Origin of the sequence: Sphingobacterium lactis, assembly GCF_051951495.1 — a bacterium.
Taxonomy (GTDB): Bacteria; Bacteroidota; Bacteroidia; order Sphingobacteriales; family Sphingobacteriaceae; genus Sphingobacterium; species Sphingobacterium lactis_A.
On sequence record NZ_JBNHAS010000006.1, the window covers coordinates 121,141 to 144,884 of the forward strand.

The window sequence follows — 23,744 nt, forward strand, 5'->3', positions numbered from 1 at the left end:
TATATTAACAAAAATATTTAAGTCTCCTTAATGATTTAATGCGCTGAGTTTTTCTTTGTCTAATTGCTCATAAATGGAATTCTGACTGACAAATTCTGGTACCATGACTTTCATTTGTCGCACAATATCCAAGTTGTTATGACTATCCAATGCTTTGGATAGGGTTATAATTTCTTTCTTAACCAATTCAAAATCATTCTCACGAACTTTCGCAATCATGATCTTTTCATGGTGGGTAGTAATCGTGTTCTCCAAGTCATTCAATAACTCTTCATACAGCTTTTCTCCTGGGCGAAGACCTGTGAATTTAATTTCGATATCCTTGAAAGGAACGTAGCCTGATAAACGAATCATCTTCTTTGCTAAATCCACAATCTTCACAGACTTACCCATGTCAAATACAAAGATCTCTCCACCATGCCCCATGTTTCCGGCTTCAATTACCAATTGGCAAGCCTCAGGGATGGTCATGAAATAACGGGTAATATCAGGGTGGGTCACTGTAACAGGACCACCTTTTTCAATTTGATCTCTAAATCTTGGGATAACAGAACCATTTGAACCCAACACGTTTCCAAAGCGTGTGGTGATAAAACGAGTAGGTTTCATATTATCCTGGGTCGTTAGGAACTCATTAAGCGATTGTACATACTTTTCAGCGATACGCTTTGTCGCCCCCATGATATTGGTAGGGTTTACCGCTTTATCCGTTGATACAAATACAAATTTTTGAATATCGAATTCTACGGAAAGGTTTGCTAATAGATAAGTTCCAAAGACATTGGTTTTAACACCCTCACTTGGGTGGTTTTCCATCATAGGCACGTGCTTGTACGCGGCAGCATGATATACGTAATGTGGTTTGAACGTTTCAAACAATTGACGCATTCTTTGTTCGCTTCGTATATCGGCTATGAAGGTATGATAAATCTGATTCTTGTATAAATCCTGTAGATCCAGTTGTAAGTTGTGTAATGGTGATTCCGCTTGATCACACAAGATAATCATCTGCGGTTCATACTTACTTAATTGCTTTGATATTTCCGATCCAATCGATCCTGCAGCACCAGTAACCAATACACGCTTTCCACGCAATTGATCAAATAGCTTTTCATTGGAAATCTGAATTGGAGCACGCTCTAGCAAGTCCTCAATCTTGATCTGTTTAATCTGTGCAGGAGAAAGGTCTCCATTCATGATTTTATTGACAGGAGGTAGGGTCAGAACAGTTACATTGTGCTCTAGGGCAATGTCGATAATCATGTCCTTACATTCGATATCGATATTGGAAGATGCAATGATTAATTCATCAATCCCATACTTCTTGATCATTCTTGGGAATTCCTTCGAGCTGAAAATCTTTAAGCCATCAATGGATTTACCAATTTTCTCTTCGTTATCATCAATATAGGCGACAATTGTTTTCTCTGAACGGAAGTCGTGTTCAAAAGTACGTTTTACAGCTATTCCTAAATCTCCGGCTCCATATACAACAGCATTCTTACGGCCATTGCGGGTAGACTTTGTGTATTGGAAGAAAATCTTGATACAAGTTCTATAAGTCGTTAATCCGGTAAAGGCAAATAACGAATAGATAATGATCAGATTAATAGGGATATTTAAAGGAACACGAAGAGCAATGAAGAGTAATTTGGCAATGAACATTACAATTGCCGTAAATACAATTGTTGATAAGATCCGAATGGAATCTACTGCACTGGTGTAGCGCACAATGCCACTGTATAACCTAAATACCAAGAATGAAAAGGCAGTCAGGGTCATACAAAATAGGAACTTCACAGCGAAGTCAGTACTAGAGAAAGATTCTAACTGAAAGTTGTTGTAAAGTATGAAAGCGAATATAAAAGCACATGCTGAAATAGCAATGTCGAAACTAAAGATTATCCATCTAGGAACAATCTTTATGTGATTCAAAGGCTTTAGTAGTTTCATCGTAACAGGTTAGTTTGCAAACTTACGATTTATTGTTTCTAATATCAGATTAATTATCAAATATAATCCTTTACGGGTGTTAATTTGAAATAATATTGTGTATTTTTAACTTAACTTATTTTTTGTGTAAATGATAAATGTGTCCAAATTAGCTCAAGAAGGTGTCTTACAACCCCAGGAAGCACTACTAAGCAGAGGAAAGAAAAAAGGTCAATTAACCATCGGCATACCCAAGGAAAGCTCCTTTCAAGAAAATAGAATTGCATTAACACCATTATCTGTAGGATTATTACTAGAGAATGGTCATCGGGTTATTTTAGAACATGATGCCGGGAAAGCTTCTAACTTTTTGGATCACCACTATAGCGAACAAGGGGCGCAAATTGTTTATGACAAAAAAGAGGTCTTCCAAGCAGATATAGTAATCAAAGTTTCCAGCCCTACCATGCAGGAAGTGGAGATGATGAAGAACCGCCAAGTACTCTTTAGTTCTCAACAGCCTAGTCTCATGGATTTAGATGTGTTGAAAGCATTGATGAAAAAACAAGTTACAGCTTTGTCCTTTGAGTATTTGCAGGATGAGGGTGGTCATTTATCGGTTGTTCGTGCTATGAGTGAGATTGTAGGTGCTACATCCGTATTGATTGCGGCAGAATATTTATCCAATGTGTTTGATGGGAAGGGTTTGATGTTGGGTGGTGTAACAGGAGTTCCTCCTACAGAAATGGTTATTATCGGAGCAGGTACTGTTGGTGAGTTTGCTGCTAGAACAGCAATAGCATTGGGAGCACAAGTGAAGGTCTTTGATAGTTCAGTATATCGATTAAGACGTTTGCAAAGTAATGTAGGCAGTCGCGTGTTTACCTCAATAATACAACCTATTGTATTGAATAAAGCCGTAAAATCCTGTGATGTGGTAATCGGTGCTGTACGAGCAAAGAATGGTAGAACGCCTTGTCTAATTTCTGAAGATACTGTCTCGAAGATGAAGCCTAATTCGGTATTGATCGATGTCAGTATTGATCAAGGTGGTTGTTTTGAGACTTCGGAAGTGACTAATCACGATAAACCGGTATTTAAAAAATACGATGTTATACATTATTGTGTTCCGAATATTGCTTCTCGGGTTGCACGTACCGCTACTTATGCTTTAACAAATATATTTACACCAATCTTATTGGAAATAGGGGAGTCTGGGGGTATGAACAATATGATCTGGGCCAATCAAGGTATTCGCAGTGCGATTTACTTGTATCATGGTAATTTGACCAATAAGGATATGAGCGATAAATTTAACTTGCCATGTAAGGACCTCAACCTGATTGTAATGGCTAACCTATAAAACCTATGAAGCAGTTCCTGATAATTTTAATGAGTATAATGACGATACATGCGATAGCACAGGAAAAGGGGCAGATGCACTATTTATATTCTGCAGATGAAATTCCTGGATCTACAAAGAAGCAAGCAGAATTAGAGGAAAAAGATAAACCTAAGCTATTCGTTTATACAGATGTCGATAAAGCTGCAAAAGATATTGTGTTTTTAGTTATTCCTGGTGGAGGATATAGCCGAGTTGCGATTAATCATGAGGGACATGACGTGGCAAAACGATTTGAGAGCCTAGGTTATGCAGCCTATGTATTGGATTATCGCTTGCCTAAGAAAGAAACAATGATCGATAAACGCTTTGGTCCATTGCAGGATGCGCAGCAAGCCATGCTGTTGATTCGGAAACAGTTTCCTAAAAAGAGATTGGCTGTTATAGGTTTTTCTGCTGGAGGACATTTGGCTGCTACATTATCCAATTTTGCTAAACGTTTCACCATTAAAGGGGCTAAGGCTTCCGATTTACAGCCTGATATTTCTGTACTTTGTTATCCCGTAATTAGTATGGAGGATGGTATTACCCATCAAGGCTCTAAACAAAATCTTATTGGACCTCAAGCTACTTCTATTGATACTGACTTATTTTCCATGGAAAAGCAAGTGTCCAAAAAAACACCTCCTACTTTTTTGATGAGTGCCAAGGACGATAAGACCGTGCCTATTGAGAATACGTATCGTTATAAAGCTTCTTTAGATAAGTTTAAGATCCCAAATGAGTTGCTTACTTATGAGCTGGGTGGCCATGGCTTTGGACTCAAAAACAAAACCAGTGATGTGGATTGGTTTGCGGCCATGATAAAATGGCTTGATACTCAAAAATAGAAACTCTACTAATCTTCTGAATAGGATTCAAAAATATGGTAAGCATTGATACGAATATCAATTCGGGTATTTTTGGGTAATTCTAGTTTTGGAAATTGAATCTGATGCAGCGTTATGTTATCATTGCCTAGAATCAATTCATTGTAGAACCCTCGAAATCGAATTTCCTTTATCCAATATTCGCCATTTAAATTGGCTTCCACTTGAATGTCTTCTTGTAAAATAGCTATCGGGTGATTGGTTTCAATACCAATTAATCTTGCCTGTTCGGCTTTGAGGATATTGCTTTTCGCTAATAGACGTGCAGTATAAGGATGGTGTGGCCAGTTGTATAGGGCATGCGGATCTCCTGCATCGGCAATGCGGCCTTGTTTCATAACAATCAGCTTGTCTGCCATCGCCAATACCTCAGCCGGATCATGCGAAACCAAGATGACGGTTAATCCAGTGTCTTTAACAATTTGTTGAATATCCTGTTGTAGCTCATCTCGAAATGCAGCATCAACTTGATTGAAGGGCTCATCCATTAACAAGACTTCAGGGTCATTAATCAAAGCTCTACTTATCGCCACGCGTTGTTTCTCTCCACCACTTAAATCGGCTACACGTTTCTGTGCCAGGTGATCAATTCGCAAGCGCTCTAGTGTTTCTTGAGTCTTAGTTCTCTTTAATTCAAGATTGGTATTAGAGAGTTGTGAGGCCACATTATCCCAGACTTTAGCATAAAGATTTAAGTCATCAAATCCTTGTGATACTAATTTCATGGCATCATGACCTGGGATTAGTTTATCCTTACGGGTTGGTACTAACCAGCCACGATAGCGAACTTCCCCCTCTGCGGGCTCCAGTAAACCATAAATCAATTTCAATAGCGTACTCTTGCCACTGCCAGATTCTCCAATGATAGCTGTAATCTTGCCTTCCTCAATGCCAAAGTTTACACGATCAACCGCTGTGACCGTCACATTGCCTTCAAATACGCAGGATAAGTCCTTACCGTGTATTAAAGGTAGATCAGGTTGTTGAACATCGGAAAATATATATTGACAGGAGTTAGCTTGTTTGCCCATAAAAAATGTCGGGCCTTTAGAACCCGACACAAAAATACGTTTTACAATTCACTTTCTTAAAATCCTAAGGTAAGACCAAAGGCTAAGTTTCTTAAATTCTCTTGTTCCGGACTCTTTTCAAATAAGTCATTCATATAGTATTTGGCAAATATTCCAAAGTTATCATATCCTAGACGGACAAAAGGACCGTATTGGAATGTTTGAAGGTTGTAAGTATCCTTGAACTTTTGTTTGCCATATTTATCGCTTTTTAAGCGTTGTGTTCCTTTCAATAATACGCCTGTCATTGCTCCAAATGCTAGTTTAACACGCTTGCCATTATTCAGCTTATGAGAACGCAATTCGAAGGTAAGTGGTAGACGCAAGTAAGTCGAAGTAAATACATTCTTTTTGAAATTACCATCAGGATCTAAATCTTCTGTCTGTATAGGCGTTTGATCTTGCAATAACAACACATCATTTTTCAATCTCCAATAGTTCCATTCAAATCCTGCAGATAGATACACCTTAAATCGATCTGTAAAGCGGATACCATATTGTGCTACATCAAAGCCAAAGTTAGAAGATTTTTTATAGCTCATAAATTGGTTGTCATCCGATAAGGTGAAACTTCCCTCATCTGATAATCTGGAGAATCCCCAATCCACTCGTGTGAAAGTAATACCTCCAAAAGAACGTGGGTAACGGATTTTTTTATTTTCATTATCTAATGTATCCGACTTATCATCCTTTCCAAAATTTATACTGATATCAGCAGATTTCTTTTTGCCAGCTTTACCATCTTGTCCAGCAGTTCCTTCCTTATTCTCCTCTTTTGTTTTATTTTCTTGGCTATTTGCTGCTTGCAATCCTACGAATAGGAACGCGATAGCGGGTAGTAAAAATTTAATTTTCATATGGTTAATTTCTAGTTTTAGCAATACTGTTTTTAATGTTAAGATTCCATGTCCCTTCTTCATCTTCCGTTAGTCGAACATCCTTATCTAGTATAACGATATTCTCAGCGAGGTTATTTAGTACCCGAACAAAGAGACCCTGTTTATTCTTTTTACTTGGAGCAGCCTCTTGATGAATATGGTCTTCGATCTTCACCTGTGCTGTTTGCACCAATGTTTTATTTTCTAATTCAGGTACATTGGCCACAAACTGTTCTTCTGTTTCTAGATCAATTGACCTTACAGGTTCAGAAACTTCAGCTATAACTTGTTCCTGTACTGCAGCTGTCTGAATATCTTGACTAGAAATTGTATTTCTTTCTTCATTTCTATTCGCAGCTACTTGAACCTGCTTTGTATGTGCTTCTGAATTTTCTAATTTCTTTGATATTTGTTGCTCGCTACTTACTTTTTCATTCTCATTTGAAGGTTCTATTTGCATTTCTTCGGTTTCAACAGTCTCCTTAGGAACACTTGCAATGATCTTTTCTTCCTTAATGACATTGGTGTCCTTATTTAGGAATATTTTTAAGGAGATTCCAAATGCCAAGAGCAAAGCAGCAGCCATACTTAGGATAAACCAAGGCATGCGTTTTACGGGCTTTTCTTTCGTTTCCTTATTTAAGGACGCTTCAATATTGTCCCAAAGACCTTCAGGTGGATTTTCTTCAAAATCCTTTAGTTTGTCTGAGAATAACTTATCAAAATCTTGATCTTTCATCTGTTATTTCCTCCAATTTCATGATTCTTTCTTTCAGCGATTGCCTCGCTCTTGAAAGTTGTGATTTAGAATTGCCTTCACTGATATCCAACATTTCGGCAATTTCCTTATGATTATATCCTTCGATGGCATATAGGTTAAATATTGTCCTATAACCCAAAGGAAGTTCTTGAACCAAGGCTAATAAATCCTTATAATTCAAATGCTGTAAGCTGCTGCTTGATGTACTTTCAAAATCACGGTCACTGAGACTGTCTGTCTGAAAGATCAAGTTTTTGTTTTTGCGGTAGTGTTCTATGGCTGTATTCAGCATTATACGTCTGATCCATCCCTCTAAAGAACCTGTACCAGAGTAATCCTTAGCTCGCCCAAAGACTTTTATAAATCCGTTCTGTAATATATCCTGTGCCGCTTCACTATTTTCTGCATAACGCAAGCAGACAGCATACATCTTGGAAGCAAAATATCGATACAACTCCGATTGCGCTTTGCGGTCATTCGCTAAGCAATCTATCCATAATTTATGTAGTTGTATCGGCTCCAATTGTGTTCGGTTTAATAGTAAGACGCAACTGAGCCAAGATGGGTTGCATCAAAAAGAAAAAAAAGATTAATTTATTTGAATGTGTCGCTTAAGATCTTCATCTACAGTGATATTTACTTCTACTGCATCGTCAGGAATAAGGTTAGGGATTTTCTCAGGCCATTCTACAAAGCAATAATCACCTGAATAAAAGTATTCCTCATAGCCTAAATCGAATGCTTCTTGTTCATCTTTTAAACGATAGAAGTCAAAATGATAAACCGGACCATTTGCTGATTCGTATTCATTAACAATCGAAAAAGTAGGGCTAGATGTGGCGTCCATTACGCCCAATTGACTGCAGATAACCTTGATAAAGCTCGTCTTTCCAGCTCCCATAGGGGCCTTGAATATAAATACACGTTTTTCTGCAGACTGTTCAAGCAACCAATCTGCAGCTGCAGGTAAATCTGCGAGGCTTGCTGCTACAAATTCCATGGTTTATTTCGGGATGTATGTAATAAATGGGATAATCATTTCCTCAAGGCTGATTCCGCCATGCTGAAAGGTGCCATTAAAGTAATTTACGAAATGGTTGTAATTGTTTGGATAGACAAAGTAGGTGTCCTCCTTGGCAAAGACAAAGCTTGAGCTCACATGGATACGTGGTAGTTGTGCTTCCAATGGGTTTTTTACAACAAATACGTCCTTATCAATGTAGTTTAAGTTCTTACCCTGTTTATACCTTAGGTTAGTATTCGTATTACGATCACCAATAATCTTACTTGGTTTTTTTACGCGGATAGTACCATGGTCAGTTGTGATAATCACACGAACTTGTCTTTGTGCTAACCATTTCAACACTTCCAATAAGGGTGAGTGTTCAAACCATGATAATGTTAGGGATCTGTATGCTGCTTCATCATTTGCTAGTTCACGAATCATTGCCATATCCGTACGTGCATGCGATAGCATATCTACGAAATTATAAACAAAGACATTCAGATCAATTTGCATATGCTTATTGATATTTTCTAACACGTCTTTGCCTTGCTCTAAGGTAATCACTTTCGTATAGCTATGCTTGATGTCGCGGCGGTATAGTCTTTTGATCTGGTCAGCTAAGAATACATCCTCGTGCAAGTTCTTTCCGCCCTCCTCATCATCATTCTGCCATTCCTTTGGAAAACGCTTTTCCATTTCTAAGGGAGTTAATCCGGAGAAGATGGCATTTCGGGCATATTGGGTTGCTGTTGGAAGGATACTGTAGTAACTGTCTTCTTCCTCCAAGCGATAATAATCCGTCAAAACCTCATTGATTACCTTCCATTGATCATAACGCAGGTTATCGATCAGGAAGAAGAAAGTCGGTCGATCAGCTTCTAGTTTTGGGAATACCTTTTTCTTAAACAATTGGTGAGATAAGGTTGGGCCCTCTTCTGGATTCTTTAGCCATCGGAGGTACTCCTTCTCAATGAATTTAGAAAAGAGGAGATTAGCCTCAGACTTCTGCATGGTTAAGATTTCATGCATGCCCGCATCTTCTAGTTTTTCTAAGGATAATTCCCAATAAAGAAGTTTTTTATAGGCATCCACCCATTGGGTAAAGTCTAGGTTTTCATTCATCCGCATTCCCAATTGTCGGAAGTCTTGTTGATAGGCCATGGATGTTCTTTCAGAGACCAGGCGTTTGTTCTCTGTGAATTTCTTAATGGTCAACAAGATCTGTTTTGGATTGACAGGTTTAATCAGGTAATCATCAATTTTAGCGCCTATGGCTTCTTCCATCAGATGCTCTTCTTCATTTTTGGTTACCAATACTGTCGGGATGGATGGATTGATGGACTTTAACTTACTTAAGGTCTCCAACCCGGTTAAGCCAGGCATATTTTCATCTAAAAACACCAAGTCAAAAGGCTCACGCTGAAATGCTTCTACCGCATCAGCTCCATTATTTACCGTTTTGACCTTGTAATCCTTTTGTTCCAATAACAAAATATGAGGTTTTAAGAACTCAATTTCGTCATCTGCCCAAAGTATATGTATTTTCTGCATGAATTTATCCCAACTAATTCAGCTAATTTACAGCTTTCTGCTTAAGTAAGGTGTAGAATTGTAGTTTTTGTTCGAAGTGATGCCATATTCCTGCTAATCTTTGTTAATAAAAAATAAATTTAATTAGCAGGGAAGTTTGCATTTCGCATAAAAGGATTTTCAGTATGCTGTGTTATTTGTAGAGTAAGAAGATACTTTTTACTTTTACCCTCATGCGAGCAGTAATTCAACGAGTAACACATGCTTCTTGTACAGTAGAAGGTGCTATAACAGGGAAAATTGAACAGGGATTTGTCATTCTTTTAGGCGTGGAGGAGTCAGATATCAAGGATGATATGACTTGGTTAGCACAGAAAATAGTGAACTTACGTATCTTTTCTGACGAACAAGGCTTAATGAATAAGTCCATTCAGGATGTAGCTGGAAATATTTTATTGATTTCACAATTTACCTTGTTTGCACAAACTAAAAAGGGAAATAGACCTTCCTTTATTCGCGCTGGTAAACCAGATATTGCCAAGCCGATGTACCTGGAAATGGGTCAAATGTTATCTGATTTAATAAGAAAGGAAGTACAGATGGGTGTTTTTGGCGGAGATATGAAGATTGATTTACTAAATGATGGACCAGTAACCATCATTATGAATACCAAGGATAAAGATAATTTTTAACAAACTAATTTATGACCATACAAGAAGCGCAAGAGATCGTCGATAAATGGATTAAGAGCAACGGAGTTCGATATTTTAATGAGCTTACAAATACAGCCATGCTCATGGAAGAGGTCGGTGAAGTTGCCAGAATCATGGCTAGACAATATGGCGAGCAGTCTTTTAAAAAATCGGATGAAGAGGTAAACCTAGCCGATGAAATGGCAGATGTGCTTTTTGTATTAATCTGCCTGGCCAACCAAACAGGGATTAACCTAACGGATGCTTTGGCTAAAAACCTGCAAAAGAAAACCCTTCGCGATAGCGAAAGGCATAAAAATAACGAGAAGCTTCGTTAAGAAATCACCTTCTCTTATTTGAAGGTGATTTCTGCTAGTAACGGTAAGTGATCAGAAGCATAGCTTTCATTGATCACAGAATAACTTTTCCACTCGAATTTCTGATTCTTCAACACCATGATGTAATCAATCTCATTTCTTGGATTGACATTCGGTGAAGTGGGTTTATTTGTTTTGGTATTTCTAACGAAATATTTCTCCAATATCTTGATGGGCTCAGAATCTGGCTTAGCATTTAAGTCGCCAACAAAAATCAATGGTTTACTATACAATTCCCCTAATTCATTGATAAATTCCGCTTGGGCTATTCGGTTTTCAGGTTTTAAATCTAAATGCGTATTGGCTAAAGAGATTGTTTTCCCTCCAGGTAATTCCACATCTACTATTGCTAAAGAACGGTTCTCACTTTGAACAGGCATGGGAAGGTCATAACGACGTTTTCCAACTATTTTATGTTTGCTTAAAATCAAGGTTCCATAATAACCTTTCTCCAAATTGATGCCTTTGGAAAAGTAATATTCCATGCCGGTTAGCTCAGCTAATTTCTCTGCTTGGTTGACCATTTCTGAACGGCTTACGTTGATGTCTACTTCTTGAATACCTACAATATCTGCTTTGGCATCATTAATAACTTTTGCTATTGCCGGCAAGTCAATGAAGTTAGGTTTTGAAGGTGGATTAGCATGGTGAATGTTATAGGTCAGAATTCTGACTGTCTGAGCTTGTAAGCTAATCGAAAATAATACAGCTAATAGGAGGAATAGTTTGCGCATAAATTTAAAATTTGAATGAAGTTAAATATATTCAGCTAATAATTCCAAACTTATTATCTTTAACCTCATGAAAAAACCGAACTTAATCTATATTGTAAGCTTATTTTTACTTCTTGGTTCTTGTTCTGTCAAGCAACAGTCTGGAACTGCAGTACAAGAATATGAGCATGGTGCGGTAGTTACTGCCCACCCAATAGCATCCAACGTAGGTGTGGATATTTTGAAAAAAGGGGGGAATGCAATAGATGCTGCTATTGCTGTGAAATTTGCCTTAGCCGTAGTCTATCCCAATGCTGGGAACTTAGGTGGCGGTGGCTTTTTAGTGTACCGTGGTAAGGATGGGGAAGTGAATTCCTTAGACTTCCGTGAGAAAGCTCCAGGTGCTGCATCTCGTGATATGTATTTGGATAAAGAGGGCAATCCCATTACGGATTTAAGTCTTTATGGTCAGTTGGCTTCTGGTGTTCCGGGCTCTGTTGCAGGAATGGATGAAGCACATAAAAAATATGGTAGCCTAAGCTGGAAGGAATTGGTGCAACCTGCCATTGATTTGGCAGCAAAAGGATTTGAAATTACGGATCAACAAGCTGGTGAATTCAATCGATATAAAGCTAGGTTCCAAAAGTTCAATCCCAATGGGGCTGCTATCATTCAGGATAAAGAATGGAAGGCTGGGGATGTATTTGTACAAAAGGAACTTTCAGAAACCTTAACCCGAATTGCCGAACAAGGTCGTGATGGTTTTTATAAAGGAAAAACAGCCGATTATATAGTTGCTGAAATGAAGCGTGGCAATGGTATTATCAGCCATAAGGATTTGGAAGATTACCAAGCTATTTGGCGTGCTCCAATAGTTGGAATGTATAAAAATTATAAGGTTATTTCCATGCCTCCACCTTCATCAGGAGGTGTTGCACTCATGGCTTTATTACAGTCAGTAGAAAAGTATCCATTGGCTAAATGGGGATTCCAAAAGGACAGTACGGTTCGTGCAATGGTAGAAGCTGAGCGTCGTATTTACGCTGACCGTGCTACGCACTTAGGTGATCCTGATTTCTATCGTGTTCCGGTAGCCAATTTAATGGATGCTAAATTTAACCAAGAGCGTATGGCTAAGGTTAGCTTGGCTAAAGCTACACCAAGTGATGCGGTTAAAGCAGCTAAATTCCCTGGATATGAATCAGAACAAACCACACATTACAGTATTGTGGATAAGGATGGAAATGCTGTTTCATTAACGACCACCATCAATGGTTCTTATGGTTCTTGTGTTTGGGTTGATGGTGCAGGATTCTTATTGAACAATGAAATGGATGACTTCTCCGTTAAACCTGGAACACCAAATATGTATGGTTTGTTAGGTGGAAAAGCAAATTCCATCGAACCTGGAAAAAGAATGTTGAGTGCCATGACACCAACCATTATTGAAGAGAACGGAAAATTGAAAATGGTGGTAGGTACTCCTGGAGGTTCTACCATTATCACTTCGGTATTCCAAACCATATTGAATGTTTTGGAATTCGGTATGACAGCTCAGGAATCTGTAAGTGCTGCTCGTTTTCACCATCAGTGGAAACCTGATGTAATCGATGTAGAGGCTAAGGCAATTGACTCCTTAACCCGTGTTAGCTTAACAGAAGATGGTTATAAACTAAATAAACGTGGACCTATTGGGCGCGTGGAAAATATCGTGATTCTTCCAAATGGTAGAAAACAAACTGGAGCAGATCATCGAGGAGATGATAAAGCTGCTGGATATTAATCCTAAGAATTAGGATTGATAAAAAAGGGGATAAGTAGCCAATTCTTATCCCCTTTTTATATTATTAGTGATCACCATATCCAACATCATCCAGCTTTCCTTTGAATACGCGGAATTGAATAATGAAGTAAATGACAACCAGGATAAAGGCAATGATAAACCAATTCATTCCTACCGATAATCCATATTCATGAGCTGCTACATTGTAGATCGTGAGAGATGGATTTACAGAATTTGTAGAAGGTAATACATTTGGGAATAAGGATGCTACCGTACTTGCGAAACTACCCATAATAAACAAACAGGAGAAAAGGAATCCCATTCCATCCTTCTTGAATTTATGTATCCAGAACTGCCCAATTAGACCAACGGCAGCAATTAGCGGAAATATCCATAACCAAGCATGATCTATTAGATTGTTCAATGGAAAGGGCTTTACGTATTGCCATAAGGCTGCGGTTAGAATAACCAGAACACAGAGCACAATATTCAGTTTGAAAATAATGGATTTCAATCTGTTATTGATAGTCGAAGAGGTTTTAAGGATAATCCAATTGGCCCCATGAATCGTAAGGGTTATAACTGAAACAATACCCAGTAGGATAGTGAACCAATCAATTATACCATGTGATTCTGCTAAGGGATCCAATGTCGGATTCCATAACTGCAGGAAGAAATAATGCCCTTCTTGTGTGGATATGCCATTTTCAACCATACCTAAGTTGACTCCTCGGACAACATTTCCAAGGGCAGCACCAAAAAATAGGGCCAAGCATAAACTAGCTACTCCAAACGCTTTTTCCCAAAACCGCTCCCATAGCCTGTTATGTAATTGTCCTCTCAATTCCAAACCAATGGCTCGGAAGATCAGGAACCACAACACCAGCATCAAGGGCAAATAGAAGCCACTAAATGCCGAAGCATATAAAGTAGGAAAGGCAAAGAATAAAACTCCCCCAGATGCAATCAGCCAAACTTCATTAGCATCCCAGAACGGGCCAATGGCATTTCTTATTGCTGCTCGTTCCTCATCTGTTTTTGCAAATAATAAGTGCACTATACCAGCACCAAAGTCATAACCATCGAGAATGACATACATCCCTAACATAATAACCAAGATTATAAACCAGAAGATTTCCATACTCGTTTATTTTAAGGCGAAGGGAGCTTCAGGACCCTTGCGAATGATCTTTAATACCAACATGAGGAATAATAACCCCAACAAAATATATAAACCTACGAATCCCAATAAGGTGAACAAGGTGTTTCCCGATGAAACTGTAGGCGAAACCCCATCAACCATCCGCATAAGGTTATAGACTAGCCAAGGCTGTCTGCCAAGTTCTGCAGTATACCAACCAGCCGTATTTGCGATGTAGGGGAAGGGAATCATAAACATCAAGATCCATAAAACCCAATTCGTTTGATACAGCTTATTCCGCCAGAGCAGGAATGTAGCAACTACCATAATTCCGATGAAAATAGTACCTAAGCCAGCCATAATATGATAAGCATAATATAAACCTGGTACATTGGTCGGGTGTATGGACTCATCAAATTCGTTTAAACCTTTTATGGTAGCATCCCAGCGTTGATGTGTCAAGAAGCTGAGGACATTCGGTACAGCAATTTTATTGTCTAGTTTTTTGTTCTCCATATCGGGTTGACCGATAAGGATGATTTCAGATCCTCCATGCTCAGTCTCGAAGATTCCTTCCATGGCTGCAAAGGTGACGGGTTGATATTTAACCACATTTTTTGCTAGTAAATCTCCAGTAGGAAATGCAACGACAATTGAGGCTATTAATCCAAATACAACTCCAGTCTTAAGGAATAGCTTGCCATATTCCTTATGCGAATTACTCAACACATAAAATGCTCCAACAGCCGAAACAAAGAAGGCGGAGGTAATTAAGGAACCTGCCTGATTGTGAAGATAAGATGGCAATAGCCATGGATTACTGAATAAAGCAGAGAAGTTCTTCAAGACAAACTTTCCATTTTCCAATACCTCATAACCGACGGGGTGCTGCATCCAACTGTGTGTGGCTAATATGAGGTAACCTGATGCCCAGGAACCCAAGAATACCATGAAGCCTGCCAAGAAATGCATTTTCTGCCCCATTAACTTCTCTCCGAAAATGAACATCCCCAAGAAAGAAGACTCTAAAAAGAAGGAAAACATACCTTCCATCGCCAAGGTCTGTCCGATAATACCACCGGTGAGTTCAGAGAATTTTGCCCAGTTGGTTCCAAACTGAAATTCCATAGGTATACCCGTAACGACACCCATCGCAAAATTCAAGGCAAAGATCTTCATCCAGAATTTCGCTGCATCGTTATAAGCTACAATTTGAGTTCTTAAGAATCGCCATTTAAAATAAACGACCATTAAGGAAAGCCCCATGGTAAGTTGTGGAAAGAGGTAGTGAAAGGTAATCGTAAATGCAAATTGCAGACGATTGTAGAGGATCATATCTTCCATAAGACGTTTTAGTTTTGTGGTCGAAATTTTCCTTAAATGTAAGGGCATTACATTTGAAAATCAAATAAATATAGTGTTATTACCATAATTTTATGGAATAAAGCCATTCGAGGTTAAAATATCAAATGCTTGGGGCTAATCTTGATTAATCTTCTAGATACTTACCACCAATTTGCTTACTGGCTTTCGCACCTAGAACTTTTAATTGTTCAATTTTACGAACCACATTACCTGGACCTTCAGCAAGTTTCTTCATCGCATCCTCATGCTTATTACTGGCCTTCTGTAGGTGGTTTTGAATCTGCTCCATGTCGTCTAAAAAGCCAACAAACTTATCATAGAGTAAACCGGCTTCCTTGGCTATTTCAAGAACATGTCGATTTTGGCGTTCCTGTTTCCATACGCTGGCAATAGTGCGTAGAGTAGCCAATAGGGTAGAAGGACTAACAATAACTACTTTTCTATCCCAAGCATCACTGAAAAGCTCCGGCTTCACCGTAATGGCTAAACTAAGTGCGGATTCAATTGGGATAAACATTAATACAAAGTCTGGCGAGTGTATTCCGTATAAGTTATGGTAATCTTTGGAGGAAAGATCCCGAATATGATTTTCTAAAGACTGCACATGCTGTTTGCCAAACTGCAAACGTTCTTCTTCTGTATCCGCATTAACCGCTCGTTCATAGGCAATCATGGAAAGTTTAGAATCTACGATCAGGTGTTTCTCATCAGGAAGAAAAATAATCGCATCTGGTTGTAGTCTTCGTCCATCTTGCTCTTGAACAGAAGCCTGTAGTTTATATTCCTGCCCTTTTATCAATCCCGAACGTTCCAATACGCGTTCAAGGATCACCTCGCCCCAATTGCCCTGCTTTTTATTATCGCCTTTTAAGGCCTTAGCGAGGTTATTAGCTTCATCCCTTATCTGCACGCTCTGTTGCATCAATTGTTCCACCACGCCCTTTAAAACATTGCGCTCTGCCGCCTCATGTTGATAGGTCTTGGAGACTTGTTCTTCAAACTGTTTAATCTTCTCTTTCAAGGGATCCAGTACCAAGCCAATTTGTTGTTGATTCAGTTGGGTGAACTTCTGCGATTTTTCCTCTAATATTTTATTTGCCAATACTTGGAACTCTTGATTGAACTGCGCTTTGATGGCTTGGAGTTCTAACTTTTGATCCGCAAATTTCTCCTGTTGCGCTTGAAGATAAGCATTGGTGCTTTCTAAGGTTCGTTCAATAGACTGCCTAGCCAGAGACTCTTCTTTCCAGGCCAATTGGCTCTTGTCCCATTCTTTCTGTAGCAAGGCTTCTCTTTCCTGTGCCTTTGCCAATTCTACTTGTTGCAGCTGCATCGCTTGCTTGAGCTGCTCATGGCTATTGGCTGATACTGATTTACTGCTTCTAACATACAGCCAGATGCAAATCAGAGTCACTATTAACAAAAGAATAGGGTATAGGATTTCCATGAATGAAAAGCTCTTAATTCACTAGGAGAATATTATTGTAATTTCTGATGTGTCTTCCACCAAAGATCAGGCATTTCACCATTTACAGCCAATTGATAATCTTCATATCGACATGGAACCAAATAGAAACGCTCATTCACTGATTTTGATCCAAAATAAGGAACCTGCATCCACCAACGGTCGGATTTCTTACTCTTCACAAAAACCAATTCATAATCTTCTGCCTCTAGGCTTGTACGGTAGATGATATAATTGGACTTCGGATACATCGGTGCATCTTTTTTACGGCTATAATAGCCATCCACAAAACACCATAACATTTGTGCGATTAACATCGCTGTTTGTCCCATAGGGTCAAATGTGGGGTTAAATTCATAGATGCCAAAGGAGGTACATTTATCCGACATACCGGCATAGCGTGCCAGTTGACAAGCCTCATCACCATATAATCCATTTGGACTTGCATTAGCATTACCACCAGCTTCAGATGCTCGAATAGCCCCAATATCGAAACTAATCATATCCGCTGAGCGAATAATAGGTTCTGCTTGATCCAGCTTGCCGGAAAAAGAACCCAAACGCATCGCATTGAAGAATAGTTTATCATACATATTGATGGACTCCTTGCTCACCAAATATGTCTGATAACCAATATTACTCAGGTTGAACAAGTAATCCGGTTGATGCAGAATGATGTGGTTTAAGTAAGTATGCGAGTTAAGCGGCATATCCTGTGGATTGTCCTGATCCAAATCAAATTTGCTGTCAATGATTGCAATGTCAACCCGTTGTTCTAAATTCTCATAGGCAGTATATTGCGCATATGTTAGGTCTTGACCACCACCAATCAATACTGGAAGGATCTCTTTTTTCAGTAATTCTTCCATCACCATTTTGATAGCTACATAAGTATCTTTTATAGTTGCCCCAGCTTTGATATTTCCCAAGTCGGCAATTCTAACCTTATAGTCACCTTGATAAAGGTCATAAAGATGCCTGCGAACGACATCTGGACCTTTTTGAGTACCGTTGTTATTCACGGATGAACGGCCTTCTTCCACACCAATGATAGCGATTTGTGGTCTTTCAGACTCATCCTCTAAATCAGGGAAGATATCGATGTATTTTTGTATGGAATGCCCGAACTGTGAATTGTAATACTGCGTAGAAGCTCCAATGCTTTTTAGAGAGATGGGCGATAAAAAATCTGCTAATGACATATTGATTGTATAATAACTGAATTTTTCAGTGAGAATATCCTATTGTATTTAGCAAATATGCATTTATTAGCTTACTTTTGGTTAACATAATTTTTCAACAATAAGTTAGGAAGTGATTTTAGTTACCGGAGGAACTGGATTTTTAGGTTCAACATTAGTACAACAACTGATTGATCAGGGGCATAGCATTATCGCGACCAAAAGGTCAAGCTCCATCATACCTGAAAACCTGAAAGCCTCGTCATTGATTCAATGGGTAGATGCTGATATCACCGATTACTATGCGTTGGAAGAACTTGTTGCTCAAGCAAGGCAGGTTTATCACTGCGCAGCCTTAATTTCCTACCATAAAAACGATGCCGCCCAAATGTTCCACACCAATGTGGAAGGAACCAAGCATATCGTCAATCTTTGCTTATTACATCAGAAAAGATTGGTTCATGTCAGTTCTATTGCAGCATTAGGGGCCAGCAAGAAAGGACTCCCAGTTAAAGAAAGCGATAAATGGGAACATACGCCACGAATTTCTAAGTACGCTTTAGCGAAGTATGAGAGTGAAATGGAAGTATGGCGCGGAATAGCCGAAGGTCTAGATGCGGTCATAGTCAATCCTTCTGTGATCATGGGAATAGGGCCAGGTGAAAATGGATCGAGAAGTATCTTTGAGATGGTCAATAAGGGGAATAAGATCTATCCCTTAGGCAGTGTGGGGATTGTGGATGTGCAGGATGTAGCGAAAGTAATGATCCAATTGATGGATAGTGCGATTTCTGGACAACGCTTTATTGTGAACTCAGAGAATATTTCTAATCGAGAATTACTGAAGCGCATTAGCAAGCTGATGAACAAACCGGAACCTATAATTAAGGCTACACCGATCATGCTTTCGGTGGCTTGGCGAGTTTCAAAAGCCTTATCCATGTTGAATGGAAAGAAGCCTGTACTCACAAGAGAAACTGCTCGAGCAGCAACAAGTAAATTGGCTTATGACAACAGTAAGATCGTCAATACCTTGGGTGTTTCCTTTAAACCCCTGGACCAGATCCTGGAAGAAGTATGCCAAGCATATTATACTTAAAACAATCTAAACAACCATACACAGTGAAAAACTATTACATCATCGACTTCGACTCCACCTTTACCCAAGTCGAAGCTTTGGACGAATTAGCTCGTATTTCTTTGGAGAATCATCCAGATCAAGAGGAAATCTATCAGGAGATTGAACGGTTTACCAACCTTGCCATGGAAGGGAAGATCTCTTTCCGTGAGAGCTTGGCTGGTCGTGTAAAGTTATTACAGGCCAACCGATCTCATTTGGATAAACTGATCAGCCAATTAAAAAAGAAAGTCTCTAAATCCTTCAGTAGAAACAAAGAATTCTTTAAGGAGAATTCTGATACAGCATGGATCGTTTCTGGAGGCTTTAAAGAGTTTATTACCCCCGTGGTGAGTCAATACCATATCCGCAAGGAAAATATCTATGCAAACACCTTTAAATTCGATGAGGAAGGAAATATCATTGGTTATGATGAAGAGAACCCTTTGTCGGATGAGGGAGGTAAAGTGAAGTTACTTCAGCAGTTGGAAATCAACGGTCGTATCTTCGGTATAGGTGATGGTTACTCTGACTTCCAATTGAAGGAATCTGGATTAATAGAGAAGTTCTTCGCTTTTACGGAAAATATTGCTCGTCAATCCGTAACAGATAGGGCAGACCATATCACACCAAGTTTCGATGAGTTTTTATATGTGAATGATCTTCCACGTGCCATTTCCTATCCTAAGAACCGCATACTATGTTTAATTGTAGGAGAAGTTCCAGAGATTGCGGCACATATCTTAAAACGTGATGGTTTCTCCATTCGTATTAAAGAGACTTTAGAGGAGAAATATGTAAAGGATGTGGGAATGCTCTTGTTAGGACCTAACCAAAAGATAGCAGATGATGTTCTAACTCGTGCGGATAAGCTAAAAACAATAGGTTTCCTTGGCGATGCAAAAGGTCATATCTCCAAAGCCATCTGTAATGAGAAGGGAATTGTCGTTTTTGATGACAAGAAAAATAAAAAACGCAATGCGGAATTTATTCCACGCCGCATGGCAAACTTCATCAATAATGGAGATACAGACCAGAGTCGTAACTTCCCGAATTTGACTTTACCAAACTTGACCCGGGCCCACCGTCTTTTGCACATTCATAAGAATGTTCCAGGCATCATGGCACAGATCAACAACGTATATGCAGAAAACAACATTAATATTTTCTCGCAATTCCTAATGACCAGAGGAGATATTGGCTATGCCGTAACGGATATTGACGCCGAATACGACAAGAAAATGTTAAAACAATTGAAGCAGATCGAGAACACGATCAAGTTTAGAATATTGTATAAGTAATTTGATAAAAAGAATTTGTCTAAAAAGCTACTTAATACTGGCTATTGACACTTGATTCCTCAAGTAGACAAATTAAATGGTCGATCAGGTTGGTAATAATTCATGGATATTTCTAAAAGAATGGGAAATACCAACTTGACCTTGCTAGGAGTAAATAATGTTTAGACCAGAACCTAGCTTTTTAGACAGTGATTCTTTTTACTTTATTACTCCTGTTCAAAATCTATGTTCTTGAAAATGAGCATAGGATATCTCGCAGAAGCTGTACTACTATATAAACGGTAGGAATCTCAACAAATTGCCTTTTGATTGCTATTTAACGGTCGATGCCTGCATTGACCCTACAAACATTCGTGAAAATAAGGTTTCCTATTACTGATCGTAATGCTAAAGTCTGTTGTCTGGTGTCTTATATCTAATAGCGCAGCGGTCTCATATCTCACATCTCATAGCGCAGCGGTCTATACCCCTCCCTAAAAAACAAAAGTCTTTCCAGGGGTAAATGCCAGGTCAATGGGGATATCCCATTCTTGAATATCATCAATGGCCTCAACGGGTGGAAAATAACTGACGCCCAATTTCTTGACATCTTCTTTGCAGCTAGCAAAAAAACGGTCGTAAAAACCCTTTCCATAGCCAACGCGATTACCAAGCATATCAACCACCAGCATTGGTGTAATGATGGCGTCAATAGCCGTCGGAGGTATCTCCTCGGCAACAATCGGTTCAGGGATACCCCAACTGTTCAGTTCGAGAGAAGTGTCCTTAAAGAAGCTGTAATGCGTTAATTCGTTGGACTGGAAATCGGATTTCGAGATTACAATGGTTATCTCCGGGAAATGTTTCCAAATCCAATCAATGAAGGGTAGGGTGTTGTATTCCTTAAATTTTTCAATGGATAAATAGCAATGCAGGTATTTAATGCCAGACCAATCATAAGCCTTCAGCTCTTCCAGGAGTAGGTCATCCAACTGTTTCACCTCCTCCAAGCTTAGCTCATTGCGTTTCTGCTTATATACCTGTCTTAATTTTGCTTTTTCCATGTCTATGAATGAAAACGGTCTTGAAGCTTTGGGGGCTAACAAGACCGAGTAATCAACCTAAACCTAAAATCTTTATTTTACGCGTTCGATGTAATCACCAGAACGTGTATCTACTTTTACTTTATCTCCTTGGTTGATGAACAAAGGCACTTTGATTTCCACACCAGTTTCCACCGTTGCATTTTTCAATGCGTTGGTTGATGTATCACCTTTAACTGCAGGCTCCGTATAGGTAATTTCCAATTCTATGGTAGCTGGAGTTTGCGCCATGATAGGTTCATCACTTTCAAAAGCTACGATCACATTCATTCCTTCCTTCAAGAAACGTGCAGCATCGCCAAACAATAATTTTGGGATGTTAAACTGCTCGTAGGATGTATTGTCCATCACCACGAAGAAGTCACCGTCATCATATAAATATTGATAATCGTTGGTCTCTACGCGGGCAATTTCTACCTCCTCATCCGTTCTGAATCTATACTCAACCAATTTACCAGTTTTTACATTACGCATTCTTGCTTGGTAAAAAGCACGTAAGTTGCCTGGAGTACGGTGGATATATTCCTCTACTGCTACTAATTCTCCGTTAAAACGAAGAATGTTTCCATTTTTAACTTCTGAAGCTTTTGACATATTTATATTGTTATAGGCAGCAAAAATAATAAAAACCTTGATTATATGGCTATTTGTACTTTAGAATTTCCACATATTCATCGCAGAAGGCATATTCATGCTCCTGGTTTGACCCGATGATGAGCACGCGGTCATTCTTGGTTTTCTCCACCAAATCCAAATACCATTTCTCGCCGGCTTTATCTAAATTACTGCTTGGTTCATCTAAAAATAACACCTTACTATCGACACAGCAAGCCATGGCCAACTTGACACGTTGCTTCATGCCAGATGAAAAATGCCTGATTTCTTTTTGAAAAACACCCTTAGCAAATCCCAATTGCTCTTTTACCGTCTCCAAATCATATCCCGGCAGGAAAGACTTGAATTTAAAGTGAAAGTCCAAGTGCTCCGCTAAAGTGAATTCCTCTATAAGCTCCACATAGGGAGCAGCATAACTGATGTATTGGAAGGTTTGGTCTATTTCAACCGGCTTGTCGCCTTCCATACGATATTCAATGGTCCCCTCACTTGGTGTTAAGGAACCGGTTAGAACCTTGAGAAGAGTGGACTTACCAGACCCGTTTGGACCTAGGATAGCATAGCTCTTTCCAAAAGAAAAGGTATAATCCAGATGGCGAAATATCCATTCTCGATTATACCTTCTTCCAATATCTTGTAGAATTATATTCAAATAAAAATCTCCTAGAATTACATACTTGATTTACCTTGTCCAAATCCTTTGACAACTCCTCGGTTCGAAGCACGAACAAAACCTAAGATTTCATCACGTAACTCTGTTGCTTCAAACTCCGCTTCTACGATATCCAATGCTTTTCCCAAGTTACTATGTTGAACAAATAGAACCCGATAAATATTTTGGATTTCATTGATCTGTTCATTGCTGTATCCACGTCTGCGAAGACCAACAGAATTGATCCCGGCATAGGAAATAGGCTCACGAGCAGCTTTGATATAAGGAGGAACATCTTTACGTACCAGGGTACCTCCGGTTACAAAGGCATGGGAACCAATCTTACAGAATTGATGAACGGCTACCATTCCCGCTAATACCACGTAATCGCCTACGGTGATATGTCCTGCTAAGGTGCTGGAGTTGGAGAATATACAGTTATCACCTATGATACAATCATGAGCGATGTGGCTATATGCTTGAATTAGACAATTTTTACCAATTACTGTGCGGTATCTATCTTTGGTACCGCGGTTTATGGTCACACATTCGCGGATGGTGGTGTTATCACCAATCTCCGTAGTTGTGATCTCTCCTTCAAATTTTAAATCTTGCGGTTCACCCGAGATAACTGCACCAGGGAAGATACGGCAGTTCTTACCGATCCTAGCTCCATTCATAATCGTTACGTTTGAACCTATCCAAGTACCTTCACCAATCTCTACATCCTTATGGATGGTCGTGAATGGTTCTATGACAACATTCTGAGCAATTTTTGCCTCAGGATGTATATATGATAAAGGTTGTATCATT

Annotated in this window: 23 protein-coding genes; 7 read left to right on the top strand and 16 right to left on the bottom strand. The window is 39.1% G+C overall.

Going from position 1 to position 23,744, the window contains the following annotated elements; translation table 11 throughout:
* Positions 1 to 27: 27 nt before the first annotated feature.
* Positions 28 to 1,953 (bottom strand): polysaccharide biosynthesis protein, encoded by a 1,926-nt coding sequence (locus ACP6L2_RS17275; protein WP_440510497.1) that lies wholly within the window; start codon positions 1,951 to 1,953, stop codon positions 28 to 30.
* A 130-nt stretch (positions 1,954 to 2,083) separates the two neighbouring features.
* Here ACP6L2_RS17275 and ACP6L2_RS17280 point away from each other — a divergent pair, with 130 nt between their 5' ends.
* The gene (locus ACP6L2_RS17280) at positions 2,084 to 3,295 is read left to right on the top strand and encodes an alanine dehydrogenase (protein ID WP_440510498.1); all 1,212 of its coding nucleotides are present in this window, start codon (positions 2,084 to 2,086) and stop codon (positions 3,293 to 3,295) included.
* Positions 3,296 to 3,300: 5 nt separating this feature from the next.
* The gene (locus ACP6L2_RS17285) at positions 3,301 to 4,164 is read left to right on the top strand and encodes an alpha/beta hydrolase (protein WP_440510499.1); all 864 of its coding nucleotides are present in this window, start codon (positions 3,301 to 3,303) and stop codon (positions 4,162 to 4,164) included.
* An 8-nt stretch (positions 4,165 to 4,172) separates the two neighbouring features.
* Here ACP6L2_RS17285 and ACP6L2_RS17290 read toward each other — a convergent pair whose 3' ends face one another.
* The 6 genes from ACP6L2_RS17290 to ACP6L2_RS17315 all read right to left on the bottom strand — a co-directional run bounded on the left by ACP6L2_RS17290 (position 4,173) and on the right by ACP6L2_RS17315 (position 9,468).
* Entirely contained in the window at positions 4,173 to 5,234 is a 1,062-nt protein-coding gene (locus ACP6L2_RS17290; protein WP_440510500.1) for an ABC transporter ATP-binding protein, read from the bottom strand.
* Positions 5,235 to 5,290: 56 nt separating this feature from the next.
* On the bottom strand, positions 5,291 to 6,130 hold the full coding sequence (locus ACP6L2_RS17295; RefSeq protein ID WP_440510501.1) for an outer membrane beta-barrel protein: 840 nt from the start codon (positions 6,128 to 6,130) through the stop codon (positions 5,291 to 5,293).
* Between the two features lie 4 nt (positions 6,131 to 6,134).
* Positions 6,135 to 6,890, bottom strand: coding sequence for a hypothetical protein (locus ACP6L2_RS17300; RefSeq protein WP_440510502.1), 756 nt, complete (start codon positions 6,888 to 6,890; stop codon positions 6,135 to 6,137).
* Positions 6,871 to 7,434: an RNA polymerase sigma factor gene (locus ACP6L2_RS17305; protein ID WP_440510503.1), complete on the bottom strand. Its 564-nt coding sequence runs from the start codon at positions 7,432 to 7,434 to the stop codon at positions 6,871 to 6,873. The genes ACP6L2_RS17300 and ACP6L2_RS17305 overlap by 20 nt, the downstream gene beginning before the upstream one ends.
* Positions 7,435 to 7,500: 66 nt before the next feature.
* The gene (tsaE, locus tag ACP6L2_RS17310; RefSeq protein WP_440510504.1) at positions 7,501 to 7,911 is read right to left on the bottom strand and encodes a tRNA (adenosine(37)-N6)-threonylcarbamoyltransferase complex ATPase subunit type 1 TsaE; all 411 of its coding nucleotides are present in this window, start codon (positions 7,909 to 7,911) and stop codon (positions 7,501 to 7,503) included.
* Positions 7,912 to 7,914: 3 nt separating this feature from the next.
* Complete coding sequence (locus ACP6L2_RS17315; RefSeq protein WP_440510505.1) at positions 7,915 to 9,468, bottom strand: response regulator; 1,554 nt, start codon at positions 9,466 to 9,468, stop codon at positions 7,915 to 7,917.
* Between the two features lie 212 nt (positions 9,469 to 9,680).
* On the opposite strand from ACP6L2_RS17315, the gene dtd reads away from it, so the two are divergent.
* Positions 9,681 to 10,139 carry a D-aminoacyl-tRNA deacylase gene (gene dtd / locus ACP6L2_RS17320; RefSeq protein ID WP_440510506.1) on the top strand — a complete coding sequence of 153 codons (459 nt, stop codon included), beginning with the start codon at positions 9,681 to 9,683 and terminating at the stop codon, positions 10,137 to 10,139.
* Between the two features lie 11 nt (positions 10,140 to 10,150).
* Positions 10,151 to 10,477 carry a nucleotide pyrophosphohydrolase gene (locus ACP6L2_RS17325; protein WP_440510507.1) on the top strand — a complete coding sequence of 109 codons (327 nt, stop codon included), beginning with the start codon at positions 10,151 to 10,153 and terminating at the stop codon, positions 10,475 to 10,477.
* 14 nt (positions 10,478 to 10,491) lie between these two features.
* Here the strand turns inward: ACP6L2_RS17325 and ACP6L2_RS17330 are convergent, their stop codons facing one another.
* Complete coding sequence (locus tag ACP6L2_RS17330; protein ID WP_440510508.1) at positions 10,492 to 11,250, bottom strand: endonuclease/exonuclease/phosphatase family protein; 759 nt, start codon at positions 11,248 to 11,250, stop codon at positions 10,492 to 10,494.
* A gap of 67 nt (positions 11,251 to 11,317) precedes the next feature.
* Here ACP6L2_RS17330 and ggt point away from each other — a divergent pair, with 67 nt between their 5' ends.
* The gene (gene ggt / locus ACP6L2_RS17335; RefSeq protein ID WP_440510509.1) at positions 11,318 to 13,012 is read left to right on the top strand and encodes a gamma-glutamyltransferase; all 1,695 of its coding nucleotides are present in this window, start codon (positions 11,318 to 11,320) and stop codon (positions 13,010 to 13,012) included.
* A 64-nt stretch (positions 13,013 to 13,076) separates the two neighbouring features.
* Here the strand turns inward: ggt and cydB are convergent, their stop codons facing one another.
* From cydB to ACP6L2_RS17355, 4 genes are all read right to left on the bottom strand, one after another.
* The gene (gene cydB / locus ACP6L2_RS17340) at positions 13,077 to 14,153 is read right to left on the bottom strand and encodes a cytochrome d ubiquinol oxidase subunit II (protein ID WP_440510510.1); all 1,077 of its coding nucleotides are present in this window, start codon (positions 14,151 to 14,153) and stop codon (positions 13,077 to 13,079) included.
* Positions 14,154 to 14,159: 6 nt separating this feature from the next.
* A complete protein-coding gene (locus ACP6L2_RS17345) occupies positions 14,160 to 15,497 on the bottom strand; it encodes a cytochrome ubiquinol oxidase subunit I (protein ID WP_440510511.1) in 1,338 nt (445 codons plus the stop codon).
* A 145-nt stretch (positions 15,498 to 15,642) separates the two neighbouring features.
* Complete coding sequence (gene rmuC / locus ACP6L2_RS17350) at positions 15,643 to 16,965, bottom strand: DNA recombination protein RmuC (RefSeq protein WP_440510512.1); 1,323 nt, start codon at positions 16,963 to 16,965, stop codon at positions 15,643 to 15,645.
* Between the two features lie 32 nt (positions 16,966 to 16,997).
* Complete coding sequence (locus tag ACP6L2_RS17355; protein ID WP_440510513.1) at positions 16,998 to 18,185, bottom strand: formimidoylglutamase; 1,188 nt, start codon at positions 18,183 to 18,185, stop codon at positions 16,998 to 17,000.
* A gap of 112 nt (positions 18,186 to 18,297) precedes the next feature.
* Here ACP6L2_RS17355 and ACP6L2_RS17360 point away from each other — a divergent pair, with 112 nt between their 5' ends.
* Together ACP6L2_RS17360 and ACP6L2_RS17365 are read left to right on the top strand one after the other, a co-directional pair.
* Entirely contained in the window at positions 18,298 to 19,263 is a 966-nt protein-coding gene (locus ACP6L2_RS17360) for an SDR family NAD(P)-dependent oxidoreductase (protein ID WP_440510514.1), read from the top strand.
* A 23-nt stretch (positions 19,264 to 19,286) separates the two neighbouring features.
* Complete coding sequence (locus ACP6L2_RS17365) at positions 19,287 to 20,582, top strand: HAD-IB family phosphatase (protein WP_440510590.1); 1,296 nt, start codon at positions 19,287 to 19,289, stop codon at positions 20,580 to 20,582.
* Between the two features lie 473 nt (positions 20,583 to 21,055).
* On the opposite strand, the gene ACP6L2_RS17370 is transcribed toward ACP6L2_RS17365, so the two are convergent.
* From ACP6L2_RS17370 to lpxA, 4 genes are all read right to left on the bottom strand, one after another.
* The gene (locus tag ACP6L2_RS17370) at positions 21,056 to 21,625 is read right to left on the bottom strand and encodes a 5-formyltetrahydrofolate cyclo-ligase (RefSeq protein ID WP_440510515.1); all 570 of its coding nucleotides are present in this window, start codon (positions 21,623 to 21,625) and stop codon (positions 21,056 to 21,058) included.
* 72 nt (positions 21,626 to 21,697) lie between these two features.
* Positions 21,698 to 22,258 carry an elongation factor P gene (efp, locus tag ACP6L2_RS17375; protein ID WP_440510516.1) on the bottom strand — a complete coding sequence of 187 codons (561 nt, stop codon included), beginning with the start codon at positions 22,256 to 22,258 and terminating at the stop codon, positions 21,698 to 21,700.
* Positions 22,259 to 22,307: 49 nt separating this feature from the next.
* On the bottom strand, positions 22,308 to 22,931 hold the full coding sequence (locus ACP6L2_RS17380; RefSeq protein WP_440510517.1) for an ABC transporter ATP-binding protein: 624 nt from the start codon (positions 22,929 to 22,931) through the stop codon (positions 22,308 to 22,310).
* A gap of 17 nt (positions 22,932 to 22,948) precedes the next feature.
* A complete protein-coding gene (gene lpxA, locus ACP6L2_RS17385) occupies positions 22,949 to 23,743 on the bottom strand; it encodes an acyl-ACP--UDP-N-acetylglucosamine O-acyltransferase (protein WP_440510518.1) in 795 nt (264 codons plus the stop codon).
* Position 23,744: the final 1 nt, after the last annotated feature.

Excerpts from the sequence above, each read along its gene's own strand:
- ACP6L2_RS17275 (WP_440510497.1), bottom strand. The coding sequence starts at position 1,953 with ATGAAACTACTAAAGCCTTTGAATCACATAAAGATTGTTCCTAGATGG.
- ACP6L2_RS17280 (WP_440510498.1), top strand. The coding sequence starts at position 2,084 with ATGATAAATGTGTCCAAATTAGCTCAAGAAGGTGTCTTACAACCCCAG.
- ACP6L2_RS17285 (WP_440510499.1), top strand. The coding sequence starts at position 3,301 with ATGAAGCAGTTCCTGATAATTTTAATGAGTATAATGACGATACATGCG.
- ACP6L2_RS17290 (WP_440510500.1), bottom strand. The coding sequence starts at position 5,234 with ATGGGCAAACAAGCTAACTCCTGTCAATATATATTTTCCGATGTTCAA.
- ACP6L2_RS17295 (WP_440510501.1), bottom strand. The coding sequence starts at position 6,130 with ATGAAAATTAAATTTTTACTACCCGCTATCGCGTTCCTATTCGTAGGA.
- ACP6L2_RS17300 (WP_440510502.1), bottom strand. The coding sequence starts at position 6,890 with ATGAAAGATCAAGATTTTGATAAGTTATTCTCAGACAAACTAAAGGAT.
- tsaE (WP_440510504.1), bottom strand. The coding sequence starts at position 7,911 with ATGGAATTTGTAGCAGCAAGCCTCGCAGATTTACCTGCAGCTGCAGAT.
- ACP6L2_RS17315 (WP_440510505.1), bottom strand. The coding sequence starts at position 9,468 with ATGCAGAAAATACATATACTTTGGGCAGATGACGAAATTGAGTTCTTA.
- dtd (WP_440510506.1), top strand. The coding sequence starts at position 9,681 with ATGCGAGCAGTAATTCAACGAGTAACACATGCTTCTTGTACAGTAGAA.
- ACP6L2_RS17325 (WP_440510507.1), top strand. The coding sequence starts at position 10,151 with ATGACCATACAAGAAGCGCAAGAGATCGTCGATAAATGGATTAAGAGC.
- ACP6L2_RS17330 (WP_440510508.1), bottom strand. The coding sequence starts at position 11,250 with ATGCGCAAACTATTCCTCCTATTAGCTGTATTATTTTCGATTAGCTTA.
- ggt (WP_440510509.1), top strand. The coding sequence starts at position 11,318 with ATGAAAAAACCGAACTTAATCTATATTGTAAGCTTATTTTTACTTCTT.
- cydB (WP_440510510.1), bottom strand. The coding sequence starts at position 14,153 with ATGGAAATCTTCTGGTTTATAATCTTGGTTATTATGTTAGGGATGTAT.
- ACP6L2_RS17345 (WP_440510511.1), bottom strand. The coding sequence starts at position 15,497 with ATGGAAGATATGATCCTCTACAATCGTCTGCAATTTGCATTTACGATT.
- rmuC (WP_440510512.1), bottom strand. The coding sequence starts at position 16,965 with ATGGAAATCCTATACCCTATTCTTTTGTTAATAGTGACTCTGATTTGC.
- ACP6L2_RS17355 (WP_440510513.1), bottom strand. The coding sequence starts at position 18,185 with ATGTCATTAGCAGATTTTTTATCGCCCATCTCTCTAAAAAGCATTGGA.
- ACP6L2_RS17370 (WP_440510515.1), bottom strand. The coding sequence starts at position 21,625 with ATGGAAAAAGCAAAATTAAGACAGGTATATAAGCAGAAACGCAATGAG.
- efp (WP_440510516.1), bottom strand. The coding sequence starts at position 22,258 with ATGTCAAAAGCTTCAGAAGTTAAAAATGGAAACATTCTTCGTTTTAAC.
- lpxA (WP_440510518.1), bottom strand. The coding sequence starts at position 23,743 with ATGATACAACCTTTATCATATATACATCCTGAGGCAAAAATTGCTCAG.